Raw genomic sequence first — 18,175 nt, 5'->3', positions numbered from 1 at the left:
AGGTGGCTAGTCGTCGTCGTCCAGCAGCGCCGCGTTGACCAGGTCATCGAGGTCCATGTCGGCGATGTCCTTTTCGGTGGTCGCCGGCGCCGCGGACTGCGCGTTGCCGTTGGATTCGTCGGCCAGCGCCAGCAGCAGTTCCAACACGCCGGCCTGTCGGAGCCGCTTGACCGGAATCGACCCGACGACGCGCTGGATCTCGGCTTCGCCCGGCGCCGCGCCCCCCGGGGTTTGTTCCGACGCCCCCACGAGTTCTCGGTGCATGTAGCCCGCCAGCGCCGCCGAGTTCGGATAGTCGAAGATAAGCGTGGGTGAAAGCGCCAGCCCGGTCGCGGCTTTGAGGCGGTTGCGCATCTCGACTGCGGTCAGGGAGTCGAAGCCAAGCTCCTGGAACGCCCGGTCCGGGTGGATCGCCTCCGGGCTGGAGCTGCCGAGCACGGTGGCGATGTGCGAACGCACCAAGTCCAGCAGGATCGCCTGCTGCTCGTCCTCGGGGAGCCCCTCGAGGCGTTGCAGCAGAGCGGATTTCGACTTGGCGGCGGCCAGCGAGTCGTCGACCTGGCGCCGCGTCGGCGCGTTGATCAGATCGACGAACATGGGCGGCAGCGTGCCCGAGTCGAACTTGACCCGCAGCGCCGCGAGGTCGATGTGGGCGGGCAGCATGAACGGCTCGTCGACGATGAGCGCGGTGTCCATCAGCTCCAGCGCCTGCTCCGAGGACATCGCGACGATCCCGTCCCGGCCGAACCGGGCGAGGTCGGCGGCGCCCAGCCCGCCGGTCATGGCGCTGGCCTGATCCCACAGCCCCCAGCCCAGCGAGATCGCCGGCAGGCCGTGGGCGCGTCGATGCGCGGCCAACCCGTCCAGGAACGAGTTGCCGGCGGCGTAGTTGGCCTGACCCGAGGCGCCCGCCAGGCCGGCGATCGACGAAAACATCACGAAGGCCGACACATCCAGGTCGCGGGTCAACTCGTGCAAGTTCCATGCCGCATCGACCTTGGAACGCAGCACCGCAGCCATCCGCTCGGGATTCAGCGACGTCACCACCGCGTCGTCCAAGACGCCGGCGGCATGGATCACCCCGGTCAGCGGGCGTTGCATCGGGATGTCGGCGATCACCTTGGCCAAGGCCTCGCGGTCGGCGGCATCGCAGGCCACCGCCTCGGCGTGCGCGCCGGCCGCCCTCAGCTCGGCCACCAGCTCCGCCGCCCCCGGCGCATCAAGACCGCGCCGGCTGACCAACACCACGTTCCGCGCGCCGTGACGGGTCACGACGTGCCGCGCGACCGCCGAACCGGCCATCCCGGTGGCGCCGGTGATCAACACGGTGCCCGCCGTCCACGCGTCCGGCATGGTCATGACGACCTTGCCGACGTGGCGGGCCTGGCTCAGATAGCGCAGTGCGGCGGGCGCACGGCGCACGTCGAATCGGGTCACCGGCAGCGGCCTCAGCACGTCTTCGGCGAACATGGCGGCCAGCTCGTCGAGCATCTGGGCGATGCGGTCCGGTCCGGCTTCGAAGAGATCGAAGGCGCGGTAACGCACCCCGGAGTGGTCGCGCGCGACGACCTCGGGGTCGCGGATGTCGGTCTTGCCCATCTCCAGGAACACCCCGCCGGGCGCGACCAGCCGCAGGGAGGCGTCCACGAATTCGCCGGACAGCGAGTCGAGCACGATATCCATCCCGGCCGTGCCGGTCCTGCCGGTGACCGCGCGGAACTTCTCCTCGAACTCAAGGCTGCGCGAATCGCCGATGTGGTCATCGTCGAACCCCATGGCCCGCAGCGTGTCCCACTTGCCACGGCTTGCCGTCGCGAACACTTCCAGCCCGATCTGGCGGGCCAGCTGGACCGCGGCCATTCCCACCCCGCCGGCGGCGGCGTGCACCAGCACCCGCTGACCGGGCTTCGCGGCGGCCAGATCCACCAGGGCGTAGCGCGCCGTGGCGAACACCACCGAAGCAGTCGCCGCGGCGGTGTGTGACCATCCCGCCGGCACCTTGACAAGCAGTCGTTCGTCGGTTTTGGCGATCGTTCCGGTGCCGTCCGGGAACAGCCCCATGACGCGGTCGCCGACCTCGAAACGCCCGTCCTGCGAGGCGGTTTCGGTGATCACGCCGGCGGCCTCGATGCCCATGATCGCGTCCGGGTCGGGATAGAGGCCCAACGCGATCATGACGTCACGGAAGTTGGCGGCGATGGCCGACAGCGCCACCCGCACCTGCCCGGGTCCCAGCGGCGCGTCGGCGTCCGGAATCCGCTCTATCCGCAGGTTCTCGATCGTGCCGTAGCTGCTCATGCCCAACCGCCACGGGCCCTGCTCGGGCGGCGTCAGCAGGCCGCCGACCGCGCGGCTGCCGAGCACCCGCGCGGTGTAGACCATCCCGTTGCGCCGCAACGCCTGTGGCTCGCCGACCGCCAACACGGCGGCGATCGCGTCGGGATCCAGCGGCGCGTCCGTGTCGACGAGCACGATGCGGCCGGGGTGTTCGGTCTGCGCCGACCGCACCAGGCCCCACACCGCCGCGCCGGCCAAATCGGTGACGTCCTCCCCGGGCAACGTCATCGCACCCCGGGTCGCCACCACCAGCGTCCCGGCGACGTCGCGGGACAACCAGGACTGCAGCACCGGCAGCACCGCTCGCGTCGCCGCGTACACCTCGGTGATCACGTCGCCCGACACCGGCTCCGATTCGAACAGCACCACGGATTGTCCGGCCTCGCCGTTGTCGGATTCCGCGGATTCCGGTGCACCCCAAGCGCTTACCGACACCGGCTGCACCGTCGATGTCGGCTGAGCGGACCAAATCAGCTCGAAGAGCCGGTCCGGTCCCGAGTTAGACACCGCGGCCAGGAGCTGCTGATCGGTCACCGGACGGGCCACCATCGATGCCACCGAGAGCACCGGCAGTCCGAGCCCATCGGCCAGTTCGATCGATACCGCCGAGGCGCCCACGGGCATGATCCGGGCGCGCACCGCCGCCGCCCCCGCGGCGTGCAACGACACCTGCTGCCAGGAGAACGGCACCAGTATCGAACCCGGGGCGAGCTCGTCACTCTCGGACGACAAGATGACCGCGTGCAGCGCCGCGTCCAGCAGCACCGGGTGGACCCCGAACCCGCTCACCGACACCCCGGCGTCGGACGGCAGGGTCACTTCGGCGAAAATTTCGTCGCCACGGCGCCACATCGAGGTCAGGCCACGGAACGCGGGCCCGTACCCGTAACCACGCTCGGCCAGTTGCTCGTACCCGTCGCCGACCTCCACCGGGACCGCACCCGCGGGCGGCCACGCGGACAGGTCCGCGCCCGGCTCCACCGACCCCGCGCGCAGCACGCCTTCGGCGTGCAACGACCAGCCCGAGCCCGCTTCGGCGCGTGAGAACACCGATACCGCGCGCGCACCCGAGTCGTCCGGGCCACCGACCACGACCTGAACCGCGACGGAGCCGCCGGCCGGGAGCACCAGCGGCGCGGCCAGATTCAACTCGTCGAGGATTCCGCAGCCCACCTCGTCGCCGGCGCGGATGGCCAACTCGACGAATCCCGCACCCGGGAACAGCACGACACCGCCGACGGCATGATCGGCCAGCCAGCCTTGCGTACCCGGCGACAACCGACCGGTCAACACCACCCCACCCGACGCCGGCAGTTCGACCACCGCGCCCAGCAGGGCGTGTTCGCCGGGGGCCAGGCCCAGGCCCGCGGCATCGGCGGGGGCGTCGTCGCGCGAGAGCCAAAAGCGCCGCCGGTCAAAGGCATACGTGGGCAGTTCGACGAGATTCGCCGTGCCGATGGCGCCGCGCCAGTCCACCGCCATGCCGGCGACGAACCCGTGCGCGACGGCGTTGACAAGGGCCGTCGGCTCCGGCCGGTCCTTGCGGAGCGCGGACATCGCAAAAATCTCCGTCACCGGGTTGTCGGCCAGCGTTTCCTCGATCGACGCCGTCAGACCGCTGCTCGGCCCGACTTCGAGGAATCGGTTGCCGCCGGCCGCATGGACGAATCGGACGCTGTCGGCGAATCGCACCGCCTCGCGGACGTGCCGCTTCCAGTACGCCGCGGTTCCGAAGTCATCGGTGGCCAGCCCGCCGGTCACGTTGGACACGATCGGGATGGTCGGCTTGCCGATGGTCAGTCCCGCCGCCACGGTGCCGAATTCGTCGATCATGGCGTCCATCAACGGGGAGTGGAAAGCGTGCGAGACGGCGAGTTGATGGACGCGGCGGCCCTCGGCGCGGAGCTGGTCCGCGATCGCGGTCACCGCGCCTTGCGTTCCCGAAATCACCACGGAGGCAGGCCCGTTGACGGCAGCGATGCCCACGCTGTCTTGTTCGGAGGACACGAGCAGCGGCCGCACCTCGTCTTCGGTGGCCTGCACGGCGACCATCGCCCCGCCCGAAGGCAGCGCCTGCATGAATCGGCCGCGGGCGGCGACGAGGACGGCGGCGTTCTTCAGCGACAGGACGCCGGCGGCGTGGGCGGCGGACAGCTCGCCGATCGAGTGGCCCATCACGAAGTCGGGGTGTATGCCCCAGGATTCGAGCAGCCGGAACAGCGCAACTTCCACCGCGAACAGCGCCGGCTGCGCGAATTCGGTGGTGTTCAGCAGGCTTTCGTCGCTGCCCCAGATGACGTCGCGCAGGGGGCGCAGCAGGTGCTGGTCCAGTTCGGCCAGGACGGCGTCGAAGGCCTCGGCGAACATCGGGTACGCGTCGTGCAATCCCCTACCCATGCCGAGTAGTTGGGAGCCCTGACCGGGGAAGACGAACACGGTCTTGCCGCCGGGCGCCGCCGTCCCGCGAATGATTGATTGGGCCAGTTCGTCTGCGGCCAGCTCGTCCAGCCCGGCCAGCAGGCGGTCACGGTCGTCGGCGACGATGACGGCCCGCTGTTCGAAGGTCGACCGGCCCGCCAGCGTCCAGCCCACATCGACGGCGTCCAGATCCGGGTGGGCGCGCAGATGGGTCGCCAGCCGGGCGGCCTGAGACCTCAACGCCGACGGCGATTTCGCCGACACCACCCACGGGAGGACCGGCACCTCGGGGCGCTCGGTGACCTGAACAGGGCTCGGAAGGGCCTCAGATGGGACAGCCTCGATGATGACGTGGGCGTTGGTGCCGCTGATGCCAAACGACGACACCCCCGCCCGGCGCGGGCGCTGCGCACCCCAGGGCTGGGCCTCGGTCAGCAACGACACCGCACCCGCCGACCAATCCACATGCGGGCTGGGCTCATCGACATGCAATGTCGCGGGCAGCGTTTCATGGCGCATGGCCTGCACCATCTTGATCACACCCGCCACACCCGCGGCGGCCTGCGTGTGACCCATGTTCGACTTGATCGACCCCAACCACAACGGCCCGCTAGTACCCCGATCCTGCCCATAAGTCGCCAACAACGCCTGCGCCTCGATCGGATCACCCAACGTCGTCCCGGTGCCATGCCCCTCAACCACATCCACCTCGGCCGCCGACAACCCCGCATTGGCCAACGCCGCACGCACCACCCGCTGCTGCGACGGACCATTGGGCGCAGTCAACCCGTTGGAGGCGCCGTCCTGATTGACCGCCGAACCCCGCACCACCGCCAACGCCGGATGTCCCAACCGCTGCGCATCCGACAACCGCTCCACCACGAGCATGCCGCCGCCCTCGGAGAATCCGGTGCCGTCGGCGGCGCCGGCGTACGCCTTGCACCGGCCGTCGACGGACAACCCGCGCATGCGGCTGAACTCGACGAAGATGTCGGGCGTCGCGTTGACCGTGACGCCGCCGGCCAGCGCCAGATCGCACTCCCCCGAACGCAGCGACTGCACCGCCATGTGCAACGCCACCAACGACGACGAGCACGCCGTGTCCACCGACACCGCCGGACCCTCCAGCCCCAGCACATACGACACCCGCCCCGAGGCCACACTCGAGGACTGACCGGTCAGCCGGAAGCCCTCCGCGGTGGGTGCGGCGTCGATGCCGTAGCCCTGTGTGTACACGCCGGCGAACATGCCGGTGGCGCTGCCACGCAGCGCGCCGGGTTCAATTCCGGCCCGCTCCAAGGCTTCCCAGGAGAGCTCGAGGAACATGCGTTGCTGCGGATCCATCGCCAGGGCTTCACTCGGCGCGATGCCGAAGAAGGCCGGATCGAAATCCGCGACACCGTCGACGAAACCGCCGGTCCGGGTGTAGCAGGTGCCCGGGACGTCGGGATCCGGGTTGTACACGCCGGCCAGATCCCAACCGCGATCGGTCGGGAAATCGGAGAGGACGTCGCGGCGCTCGGTGAGCATCTGCCACAGATCCTCGGGGGAGTTCACCCCGCCGGGATAGCGGCACGCCATGCCGACGATAACGATCGGATCGTCCTCGGTGGCGCGCGCGACCGGGGCGTGCTTGATCTCCTGCGGCGCCCCGGCGAGTTCGGTGCGGATGTAGCCGGCCAGGCCGTTGGGTGTCGGGTAGTCGAAGATCAGCGTGGGCGAAAGCGCCAGTCCCGTCGCGGTTTTGAGCCTGTTGCGCATTTCGACCGCGGTCAGCGAGTCAAAGCCCAACTCCTGGAACGCCTTGTCCGGGTCGATCGCCTCGGCGGAGGTGTTGCCCAGCACGGTGGCGATGTGGGAGCGCACCAGGTCCAGCAGCACGGCGTGCTGCTCGGCCTCGGACAGGCCGTCGAGGCGATGCGCCAGAGCCGATTTGGACTTCGCGGCCACGAGCGAGTCGTCGACCCGGCGCCGCGTGGGCGCGTTGACCAGGTCGGCGAACATCGGCGGCACCGCGACCGCGTGGGCGCGCAGCGCGCCGAGATCGATGCGGGCGGGCGCCAGGAAGGGTTCGTCGACGATCAATGCCGTGTCGAACAGTTCCATGGCCTCGTCCGAGGACAGCGCCAGGATCCCGTCGCGGCCCAGCCGGGCGAGGTCGGCGGCGTCGAGCCCGCCGGTCATGGCGCTGGCCTGGTCCCACAGGCCCCAGCCCAGCGAGATCGCCGGCAGCCCGTGCGCGCGCCGATGCGCCGCCAGCGCGTCGAGGAACGAGTTCGCGGCGCCGTAGTTGCCCTGGCCCGACGAACCCACCAGCCCGGCCATCGAGGAAAACATCACGAACACCGATAGATTCAGGTCGCGGGTCAGCTCGTGCAGGTTCCAGGCCGCGTCGATCTTGGCCCGCAGCACCGCGTCGATCCGCTCGGGTGTCAGCGAGGTGAGCATCGCGTCGTCGAGGACGCCGGCCGCGTGGATCACGCCGGACAGCGGCCGGGTCGCCGAGAGTTCGGTGATCACCGCGGCCAGCGCCGTCCGGTCGGCCGCGTCGCAGGCGATCACTCGCGCCCGGGCGCCGGCCGCTTCCAGCTCGGCGACCAGCTCGGCGGCTCCCGGCGCGTCCGGTCCGCGCCGGCTCAGCAGCGCCAGGTCCTCGACGCCGTGGTGCGCCACCAGGTGGCGCGCCAGCGTCGATCCCGCCATGCCGGTCCCGCCGGTGATCAGCACGGTGCCCGAGGCCAGGCCGGCACCCGGTCCGGTAGGCACAGTCATGACGACCTTGCCGATGTGGCGGGCCTGGCTCAGGTACCGCAAGGCGACGCGACCGCGCCGCACGTCAAAGGTGGTCACCGGCAACGGTTTCAGAACCCCGGCCTCGAACAGGCCGGCGAGCTCGATCATCCACTGATGCATGCGGGGACGTCCGGGCTCGAACAGGTCGAAGGCGCGGTAGCGGACGCCCGGGTATTCCTGGGCCACCGCGCCCGGGTCGCGGATGTCGGTCTTGCCCATTTCCAGGAACATGCCGCCCGGGGCGACCAGGCGCAGGGAGGCGTCGACGAATTCGCCGGCCAGCGAGTCCAGCACCACGTCCATGCCGGCCCCGCCGGTGACCGAGCGGAACTTGTCCTCGAACTCGAGGCTGCGGGAGTCCGAGATGTGGTCGTCGTCGAAGCCCATGGCCCGCAACGTGTCCCATTTGCCGCGGCTCGCGGTGGCGAACACCTCCAGGCCGAGGTGCCGGGCGAGCTGGACGGCGGCCATCCCGACCCCGCCGGCGGCGGCGTGCACCAACACCCGCTGCCCGGGCTGGACCTCGGCCAGGTGGATGAACGCCATGTATGCGGTGGTGAAAACCGCTGAGATGCCGGCGGCTTCGGCGTAGGACCAGTCGGCCGGCTTGCGCTGCAGCAGACGGACGTCGCCGGGCACCAGGGTGCCGCTGCCGTCGGGGAAGAAGCCGTACACCGAATCGCCGACCTCGAATTCGGTGACTCCCGGTCCGACCTCGACCACGACTCCGGCGCCTTCGCCGCCGAGCAGCGCCTCGTGGGTGAACATGCCCAGGGTGATCATGACGTCGCGGAAGTTGGTGGCGATCGCGCGCAGAGCCACCCGAACCTGACCCGGCTCCAGCGCAACGTCGGCGTTGGGCACCGGCTCGAGTTGCAGGTTTTCGAAGGTGCCCGCGCTGCTGATCCCCAGCCGCCAGGGGCCGTTCTCCGGGGGTGTCATGATGCCGTCGACCGCACGGCTGCCGCGCACTCGTGCGGTGTGGGCCTTGCCGTCGCGCAGCAGCACCTGCGGCTCGCCGACGGCGAGAGCGGTCGCTATCGCGCTATCGTCCAGCGCGGCATCGGAATCCACCAGCACGATCCGGCCGGGATGCTCGGTCTGCGCCGACCGGACCAGCCCCCACACCGCCGCGCCGGCCAGGTCGGAGACGTCCTCCCCCGCCAGTCCCATCGCGCCGCGCGTCGCGACGACCAGCAGCCCGGAGTCGCGCTCGGACAACCACGACCGCACGGCGGCCAGGGCCTCATGCGTGCGACGATACGATCCCGTGATCGGGTCTTCCTCGGCCGCAAGGGATTCGAAGACTTCGTGCGGGGGCGTCTCGCCCGCGCCGGCGGTCGCCGGCGACCACTCCAGCTCGAAGAGCCGGTCGGGACCCGAAGCCGACACCGCCGCGCGCAGCTGCCGCTCGCTCACCGAGCGCGCCACCATCGCGCGCACCGACAGCACCGGCAATCCGAGGCCGTCGGCCAGTTCGATCGACACCGCACTGGCCGCGGCCGGCGCGATGCGTGCGCGCACCGCCGACGCGCCCGCGGCGTGCAGCGACACGCCCTGCCAGGAGAACGGCAACACCACTTCGTCGGTGTGGTCGGCCATTTGGTGGCCGATGACCAGCGCGTGCATGGCCGCGTCGAGCAGCGCCGGGTGCACGCCGAACCCGTTGACGCTCCCGGCGGCGTCGGGCAGCCGCACCTCGGCGAAGATCTCGTCGCCGCGCACCCAGGCCGCGGTCAGGCCCTGGAACGCCGGGCCGTAACCGTAACCGCGGGCGGCCAATTGCTCGTAACCGTCGGCCGGGTCGACCGCGACGGCGCCCGCCGGCGGCCAGGCCGACAGGTCCGCGCCCGGCTCGACCGAGCCGGTGCTCAGTGTGCCCTCGGCGTGGCATACCCAGCCCGAGCCGGTGTCCGGCCGCGAGAAGATCGACACGACGCGCTGACCGGTTTCCGCGGCCGGGCCCACCACGACCTGTACTGCCACCGATCCCGCTCCGGAGCCCTTGGCGGGCAACATCAATGGCGCCTGCAGGGTCAGTTCGTCGACCGTCGAACACCCGACTTCGTCGCCGGCGCGGATCGCCAATTCCACAAAGCCGGCGCCGGGGAACACGACCGCACCGGAGACGGCGTGGTCGGTCAGCCAGCCCTGCAGGCTGGGCGACAGGCGGCCCGTCAGCACGACCCCGCCCGAGGACGGCAGTTCGACGACTGCGCTCAGCAGCGGGTGCTCGCTGGCTCCCAGGCCCAGGCCGGTGGCGTCGGCCGCAGCGCCTTCGCCGGACAGCCAAAACCGCCGGCGGTCAAAGGCATACGTGGGCAGTTCGACGAAGCCGGCCCCGTCCAGCACACCACGCCAACCCACGCTCACTCCCGCGACGAACGCGGTGGCAGCGGACGTCAGGAATCGGTCGAGCCCGCCGTCGTCGCGACCCAGGGTCGGAATGACCTTGGCTTCGGAGGCCTCGGCGTCGCGGCCGGGATGGTGGTTGGCGGTGTCCTCGATGCCCGCGACCAGGGCCGGGTGGGGGCTGGATTCGATGAACGTCCGGTATCCGTGCTCGCTCGCGCTCCGCACGGCCTGGTCGAACTGCACGGTCTGCCGGATGTTGCGGTACCAGTAGTCGGCGTCCAAACCCGCTGTGTCCAGGCGGTTTCCGGTCACGGTGGAAAAGAACGCGATGCGCGAGGAACGCGGCTCGATGCCGGACAGCGCCTGGGCGAGGTCGTCGCGGATCGCCTCGACCTCCACCGAGTGCGAGGCGTAGTCCACGTCGATGCGCCGGGTCCGCAGTTCGAGGTCGGCGCAGAACCCGACGAGTTCGTCGAGCGCGGCCACGTCGCCCGATACCACGACGGCCGACCGGCCGTTGACGGCGGCGATGCTGACCCGACTACCGTAGGGCGCCAACAACTCCCGGGCCCGCTCGGTGCTGCAGGCGATCGACAGCATGCCCCCGGGGCCGGCCAGCGAGCGCAGGAGCTTGCTGCGCAGCGTGACCACCCGGGCGGCGTCGCGCAACGATAAGGCTCCGGCGACGTAGGCCGCGGCGATTTCGCCTTGCGAGTGGCCGATCACCGCGTCCGGGCTCACCCCGACCGATTTCCACAGCTCGGCCAGCGACACCATCACCGCGAAGAGCACCGGCTGCACCACGTCGACGCGATCCATTCCCGGTGCGCCGGGTGCGCCGCGCAGCACGTCGATCAGCGACCAGTCGACGAATTCGGAGAACGCCTCTTCGCAGGCCTGGATCTGTTGTGCGAATACCGGTGCGGTATCGAGCAATTCGATGCCCATGCCCAGCCATTGGGAGCCCTGTCCGGGGAAGACGAACACGGTCTTGCCCGCCGGCGTCGCGATGCCCCGCAGGACGGTCCCGGTCGGGTCATCGTTGGCCAGCTCGTCCAGCCCGGCCAGCAACCGGTCCCGATCGGCGGCCACCACGACGGCCCGATGCTCGAACGTCGCGCGACCGGCCAGCGTCCATCCGATGTCGGCGACGTCCAGATCATCATGCGCGCGAACGTATTCGGCCAACTTGGCCGCCTGCGCGGCCAACGCCGACGGGGACTTCGCCGACACCGCCCACGGGACCACCGGCCGCGCCGGGGCGGCCTTGCGCACCGGTTCGGCCGGGGCGGCCTCGACGATGACGTGCGCGTTGGTGCCGCTGATGCCGAACGACGACACGCCCGCCCGGCGGGGGCGCTCGGCCCGCCAAGGTTGTGCCTCGGTCAGCAACGACACCGCACCGGCCGACCAATCCACATGCGGGCTGGGCGCGTCCACGTGCAGCGTCGCGGGCAGTGTCTCGTGGCGCATCGCCTGCACCATCTTGATGACGCCGGCAACCCCGGCGGCGGCCTGCGTGTGGCCCATGTTCGACTTGATCGACCCAAGCCACAGCGGCTCGCTGCGATCCTGCCCGTAGGTCGCCAGCAGCGCCTGGGCCTCGATCGGGTCACCCAAAGTGGTTCCGGTGCCATGCCCCTCGACCACGTCGACGTCGGCGGTGGCCAACCCGGCGTTGGCGAGGGCGGCACGCACCACCCGCTGCTGCGAGGGACCGTTGGGCGCGGTCAGTCCGTTGGAGGCGCCGTCCTGGTTGACCGCCGAGCCGCGCACCACCGCCAGCACCGGGTGCCCGAGTCGCTGCGCGTCCGACAGGCGCTCCACCACCAGCATGGCGCCGCCCTCGGACCAGCCAACGCCGTCGGCCGCGCCGGCGTACGCCTTGCATCGCCCGTCGGGCGCCAGGCCGCGGTGCCGGCTGAATTCCACGAAAACCGTCGGCGTGGCGTTGACGGTCGCGCCACCGGCCAGCGCCAGGTCGCACTCCCCCGAACGCAGCGACTGCACCGCCATGTGCAACGCCACCAACGACGACGAGCACGCCGTGTCCACCGACACCGCCGGACCCTCCAGCCCCAGCACATACGACACCCGACCCGAGGCCACACTCGAGGTCATGCCGGTCAGCCGGTAGCCCTCGATCTCCTCGGCGAGCATGCCGTAGCCCTGCACGATGAGCCCCGCGAACACCCCGGTGGCGCTGCCGCGCAGGCCACTGGGGTCAATCCCGGCCCGCTCCAACGCTTCCCAGGACAGCTCCAGCAACATCCGGTGCTGGGGATCCATCGCCAGCGCTTCGCTGGGCGCGATGCCGAAGAAGGCCGGATCGAAATCCGCGACACCGTCGACGAAACCGCCGGCGTTCACATAGCACTTGTGGCGGGCGTCGGGATCGGGGTCGTACAGCGCCCCCAGGTCCCATCCTCGGTCGGCGGGAAACTCCGAGATCACGTCGCGGCCGTCGGCCACCATTTGCCACAACGACTCGGGGCTGTCGACGCCGCCGGGAAAGCGGCAGGACATACCGACGATCGCGATCGGCTCGCTTGACCGCTCCAGTAGCGCGCGATTGGTGCGCTTCAGGCGTTCAACCTGGACCAGCGCTTTCCGCAGCGCCTCGGTCGCATGCTGGAGTTGGTCCACCATCACTAAACCTCGCCCTAACCCTCACCTAATGTCTGGCCGTCGTGTCCCGCCGGCTGCGGTTGTCGCCGATTCACGGGATTCGCTGCACGAGGCGACGCCGTGTTTCTTTCGACCAGCGTCGTGCAGCTTTCCGACCCAAGAATGTTGCTGGTGAGTATGGCCAACTCCGACTGGATTTCAAAACGTCCGCTGCTCCCGATTGCTACAGGAGGACCGGCTTGGACAGGTGCGGCGCCCGCTCAGGCGAGGTGCGCCGCGCGCAGCCCGGTGAACTCGATGGACCACAGCCCGCTGCAGACGTGGCCCGTGGTCCATGGCGAGACTGTACCCGTCTAGCCATAGTCGGTGGTCAGGCGCAGTGTCATACACCCGCTCGGCGCCAGCCGTCGGCGGCGCGGGCCGCGTGGATCAGCGCGTCGCACAACCGGCGCAGTTCGGTGGCCTCGGCGCCTTCCTCGAGGGCGGTGGCAACGTCCTCTGCGGCGCACCGCACCTGGTAGACGCGGTCGGAGAGGTCGGCCGCGTCGTCAGCCGACAGCACCACCGCGTCGTCGGGCACCGCCGCCGCGCCGTGCCGGTTCAACGAGGCACGTTGCTCGTAGGCCCGCTGCCGGCACGACTGCCGGCAGTACTGGCGGCGGCGACCCATCCCCACGTCGGCGACGTCTCGACCGCACCAGCGGCAGGGCTGCGGGTGGGTACGGCGACTCACGCCTGCCGACTTTAGTCGGGGATCTCCTGCGATCCCGGTATCATTGATGGTCGCGTCGCGTACGCCGGCTGTACGCCGGGGAACTGCGCAGATCGCCACAGCGTTGCTAATCGAGAGAGAATTGCACCACAGGGGGCCGCAGGGCTCCGAAACGACTTAAAGGAGTAGCACCCATGGCTGATCGCGTACTGAGAGGCAGTCGCCTCGGAGCCGTGAGCTACGAGACCGACCGCAACCATGACCTGGCGCCGCGCCAGCTCGCGAAGTACCGCACCGAGAACGGCGAGGAGTTCGAGGTCCCCTTCGCCGACGACGCCGAAATCCCCGGCACCTGGCTGTGCCGCAACGGGCTGGAAGGCACCCTGATCGAGGGCGACCTGCCCGAGCCCAAGAAGGTGAAGCCGCCGCGCACGCACTGGGACATGCTGCTGGAGCGCCGCTCGGTCGAAGAACTCGAAGAGCTGCTCAAGGAGCGCCTCGAGATCATCAAGACCCGTCGACGGGGCTGACCGCGCGGTTTAGCTGCGGTTGTCCGCCCTGGTGGCCCGCGCGCCCGACCGGCGGCCCTGAATGCCCCATCGGGTCACTTTGACCAGGGCTTCGCGGATGTTGGATCCGCTCATCTTGGACACGCCGAGCTCGCGTTCGGTGAACGTGATGGGCGCCTCGACGATGGTGAACCCGTTGCAGATGGTCCGCCACGTCAGGTCGATCTGGAAGCAGTAGCCCTTGGAGTCGACGCCGTCGAGGTCGATCGCCTCGAGAACCTCGCGCCGGTAGGCGCGGTAGCCGGCGGTGATGTCGTGCACCCCGATGCCCAGCGCCAGCCGCGCGTAGGTGTTGGCGGTCCAGGACAGCGCCCACCGCCGCCAGGGCCAGTTGCGCACCGTCCCGCCGTCGACGTAGCGCGAGCCGATGGCCAGGTCGGCGCCGCCGTCGACCGCGTCCAGCAGGCGGTGCAGCTGTTCGGGGGCGTGGCTGCCGTCGGCATCCATTTCGACGAGCACCGAGTAGTCACGGCTCAGTCCCCAGGCGAAGCCCGCCAGGTACGCCGCGCCCAGGCCGTCCTTGGCGGTCCGGTGCATGATGTGCGTACGACCGGCGTCGGCCGCGGCCAGTTCCTCGGCCAGCTGGCCGGTGCCGTCGGGGCTGCTGTCGTCCACGATGAGCAGGTGCACGTGCGGGCACGCGTCCTTGAGCCGCCGGTGGATCACCGGCAGGTTCTCCAGCTCGTTGTAGGTCGGGATGATCACCAAGACGCGCTGGCTGGGACGATTGCCCGGGGCGTGGGGCGCCGGCTGGCCGGTGGTCATGTAGCTCCTCTGTGTCGCCCGAATTGAAAGCAAGTCGGCCGTCCCCGGGTGGGACGGAGTGTCGTCACCCGCCGTTGTCTGCCGGCGTGCGATCCCCGCCCTCGTCGGGCGCGGTGTCTGAGTCGTGCTCGTCGGGCGGGGATGTGCCCGGGGTCGTACCGGCCGTTTTGGAAGGACGTGCCGATCGACCCGAGGACCTGGTCCTGAGACGACTCGGACGCGGGAACCATCCATTGTGCCGTATCCCGGCCAAAATGACCGCCCCGGCCGCTGCCACCATGACCCACTGCAACAGCGGCGCCCAGCGGGTTGCCGGCGTCAACTTGGTCTTGAGGCGCACCGGCATGTCCAGGTAGGCGGGCTGGAAGAAGTCGGTACGCGCCAACTCGCCGCCGTCGGGGGCGATCACGGCGCTGATCCCCGTCGTGCCCGCGACTACCACGTATCGGTCGTGTTCGACTGCCCTGACCTTGGCGAACGCCAGCTGCTGTTCGCTCATCGTCTTGTTGAAGGTGGCGTTGTTGGCCGGCACCGTCAGCAGCTGGGCGCCGCCCAGGACCGCGTGCCGCGGGACGCGGTCGAAGATCACTTCCCAGCACGTCGCGACCCCGACGGGCACCCCCGCCATGTGCACGACGTCACTGCCCGGCCGGGGCACCATGCTCCCGGCGCGGCCGGCGTACCCGGACAGATGCTTGAACAGCCAGGGCATCGGCAGGTACTCGCCGAACGGCTGCACGATCTCCTTGTCGTGGCGTTCGGCCGGGCCGGTGGCCGGGTTCCACACGATCATCGTGTTCGTGTAGTGCGGATCCTGCGGGGGGCGTCCGGGGACTTCGAGCACGCTGCCGATCAGGATCGGGGCGCCGATCGCTGCCGCGGCCTGCGATATCTCCAGCGCGGCGTCCGGGTTCACCAGCGGGTCGATGTCGGATGAGTCCTCCGGCCAGATCACGAATTGGGGTTGCGGCGCGGCCCCGGCGCGCACGTCGTCGGCCAGCGCCAGCGTCTCGCGGACGTGGTTGTCCAGCACCGCCCGTCGCTGCTCGTTGAACTCGAAACCCAGCCGCGGCACGTTGCCTTGCACCGCGGCGACGGTCACGGACGGCTCGCCTCCCGAGCCGGTGCCGGCGTGCCGCACCGGCGGCCAGACCATGGCCGACGCGAACAGCACCAGGCAGATGCAGACGCCGGGCAGCACCACCGCGGGCGGCGGCGGCTCGGTTTCCGCTCCCTCGGCCGCGCCCCGCACCGGGTGGCCCGCGCGCCACCACTTCACGATCTCCCGCGCGATGGCGGTCGCGCTGAAACCCACCAGCATTATGGCCATGGACAGCAGCGCGACGCCGCCGAGCTGAACCAGCGGCAGGAACGGTCCGTGCGTCTGGCCGAACGCCACCGAGCCCCAGGGGAAGCCGCCGAACGGGAAGACCGACTTCAGCCACTCCTGTGCGGCCCACAGCAGCGCGAACCAGATGGGCCAGGCGGGCAGCCGGCGCACGACGACGGCGCATAGACCGAAAGCGGCGGGAAACAGCGCCGACACGGCCGACAGCGCGACCCACGGCACGGAACCGACCAGGAGCCCGACCCACGGCAGCAGCGGCAGGTAGAAGGCCAGGCCGAACAGGAACGCGTAGCCCAGCCCGCCCGCCGGCGTCGTCGCGGGATGGGTCAGCACCCACGCCAGCAGCGCCGCGGCAATCACGGCAGCCCACCACCAGTTCAGAGTCGGGAAGCTGGCGCACAGCAGCAGGCCGCCCACCACGGCGCAGATCAGCCGGCTCAGCCGGGGCAACAGTGCGGCCTCGGCGGCGGGCAGCCTCGCGATCACCGCGGTCACCAGCCCGGTCGCCGTCCGGCGGGCCGCGGTCCCCAGTCGGTCGGTCAGCCGCGCGCGCTTGCGGGGCCGGTTCGGGTGCGCGTCGGCGGGCTCGTCGTCGCGCTCGGATTCGGCGTCGTCGCTGATCGGGTCGGCCCGCTCGTCCACCGGGTCGGCCGCGGCGGTTTGGTCCGGTTCGTCTTGGTCCGGGGGCTCCTCACCGCCCGACCAGTGCCTAGCCATGGATGACAGCGCCCCGATGCACGGTTCGCCGGCACCGCGGCAGGGCGTCGTCCGGGCCCAGGCGCGGCAACGCGGGCACGCGGGACCGCGGGTCGGTCGACCACCGCTGCACGGTGTCGCGCGGGGCGTGCACCTCCAGCGCCCCGGCATCCCAGATGGCGTACGACGCCGGCGCACCCGGCGTCAGGGTGCCCGCCTTGCCGTCGCGGACACCCGCCGCGCGCCAGCCACCGCGGGTGGCCGCAGCAAACGCGGCCCGCGCCGAGACGGCGCTGCCCGCGGTGCGATGGTTGACGGCCGCGCGCACGCTCATCCACGGTTCGAAAGCCGTCACCGGGGCGTCGGAACCTAGCGCGAGGGGCACGCCTTGGGATGCTAACAGCGCAAACGGGTTGAGCCGACTGCCTCGCTCGGCGCCGAGCCGGCGCGCATACATGCCGTCGGCGCCGCCCCAGAGGGCGTCGAAATTGGGCTGCACGCTGGCGACGACGCCCCAGTGACCCAGTTTGGTGGCCTGCTCGGCGTTGATCATCTCGACGTGCTCGAGGCGGTGCCCGCAACGCGCGACGGCGACCGGCCCGAGGTCCGCGGCGACCCGCTCGAAGGCGCCCACCACGGTGGCGACGGCGGCATCCCCGATGACGTGGAACCCGGCGGTGATCTCGGCCTCGGTGCACGCCCGCACGTGGGCCTCCACGGCGTCGGCGTCCAGGTAGCAGGTGCCCACGCGGTCCGGCGCGTCGGCGTAGGGCTCGTGCAGCCAGGCGGTGCGCGACCCGATCGCGCCGTCGACGAACAGGTCACCGGCCAGGCCGCGCGCCCCGGTCGCGGCCATCACCTCGCGGGCCTGCTCCGGGGTGCGCACCGCCTCGCCCCAGTAGCCGATCACCTCGACACCGTGATCGAGGGCCCGCAGCTGCAACCAGTCGTCGATCCCGCCGATCTCGGGACCGGCGCACTCATGCACCGCGACGATGCCGGCCGCCGCGGCGGCCTCGAGCGCCGCGGCGCGGGCCTCGGCGAGCTGCTCGGGGGTCAGCAGGTCGCGGGCGGCGGCGCGCACCAGATGGTGCGCGTCGCCGGCAAGGGGCCGCTGCTCACTGAAGCCGGGCGCCGAGGGAAGTTCCGCGACGAGGCGTCGCAGGCCCGTCGAGGCCGCCGCGGAGTGCACGTCCACGCGTGCCAGGTAGGCGGGTCGGTCGCCGAGAACGGCGTCGAGGTCGCTGGTGCCGGGCGGGGTGTTGTCCGGCCACGAGGTTTCATCCCACCCGTGCCCCCATACCGGTCGGCCGGGGTGGGCGGCGGCGTAGTCGGCGACCATCTGAACGCATTGCGCGCGCGAGCCGGCCCGGCGCAGGTCCAGTCCGCTCAGTGTCAGGCCGGTCGCGGTCAGGTGGATGTGGCTGTCGACGAATCCCGGCGCCACGAAACCGCCGTCGACGTCTTCGACGTCGGCATCGGGGAACATGTTGCGCCCGACCTCGTCGCTGCCCAGCCAGGCGATGACGCCGCCGCGGACCGCCATCGCGGTCG

General features: G+C 70.8%; 4 protein-coding genes and 1 pseudogene. 1 reads left to right on the top strand and 4 read right to left on the bottom strand.

All coding sequences use genetic code 11. From position 1 onward, the window contains the following. Positions 1 to 6 precede the first annotated feature (6 nt). Both K883_RS19960 and K883_RS19955 read right to left on the bottom strand, forming a co-directional pair. A complete protein-coding gene (locus K883_RS19960) occupies positions 7 to 12,552 on the bottom strand; it encodes a type I polyketide synthase (protein WP_014711554.1) in 12,546 nt (4,181 codons plus the stop codon). Positions 12,553 to 12,913: 361 nt separating this feature from the next. Further along, entirely contained in the window at positions 12,914 to 13,264 is a 351-nt protein-coding gene (locus K883_RS19955) for a hypothetical protein (protein ID WP_081490098.1), read from the bottom strand. A gap of 173 nt (positions 13,265 to 13,437) precedes the next feature. On the opposite strand from K883_RS19955, the gene K883_RS19950 reads away from it, so the two are divergent. After that, entirely contained in the window at positions 13,438 to 13,773 is a 336-nt protein-coding gene (locus tag K883_RS19950) for an RNA polymerase-binding protein RbpA (RefSeq protein WP_007770897.1), read from the top strand. Positions 13,774 to 13,782: 9 nt separating this feature from the next. Here the strand turns inward: K883_RS19950 and lnt are convergent. Then, a pseudogene (gene lnt / locus K883_RS19940) lies at positions 13,783 to 16,642 on the bottom strand (apolipoprotein N-acyltransferase). Then, positions 16,635 to 18,167, bottom strand: a complete 1,533-nt coding sequence (locus tag K883_RS19935) for an amidohydrolase (protein ID WP_085976496.1) — start codon at positions 18,165 to 18,167, stop codon at positions 16,635 to 16,637. The pseudogene lnt and the gene K883_RS19935 overlap by 8 nt, the downstream one beginning before the upstream one ends. Between the last annotated feature and the right edge of the window lie 8 nt (positions 18,168 to 18,175).

The sequence above is a fragment of the Mycobacterium sp. TKK-01-0059 genome, from assembly GCF_000709305.1.
Classification (GTDB): Bacteria; Actinomycetota; Actinomycetes; order Mycobacteriales; family Mycobacteriaceae; genus Mycobacterium; species Mycobacterium intracellulare.
Note: the sequence above shows the minus strand (reverse complement) of the source record. Positions and strands in the feature narration are given on the sequence as shown.

Coding starts and splice junctions, on each gene's coding strand:
- K883_RS19950 (WP_007770897.1), top strand. CDS start 13,438: ATGGCTGATCGCGTACTGAGAGGCAGTCGCCTCGGAGCCGTGAGCTAC.
- K883_RS19935 (WP_085976496.1), bottom strand. CDS start 18,167: ATGGCGGTCCGCGGCGGCGTCATCGCCTGGCTGGGCAGCGACGAGGTC.
- K883_RS19960 (WP_014711554.1), bottom strand. CDS start 12,552: ATGGTGGACCAACTCCAGCATGCGACCGAGGCGCTGCGGAAAGCGCTG.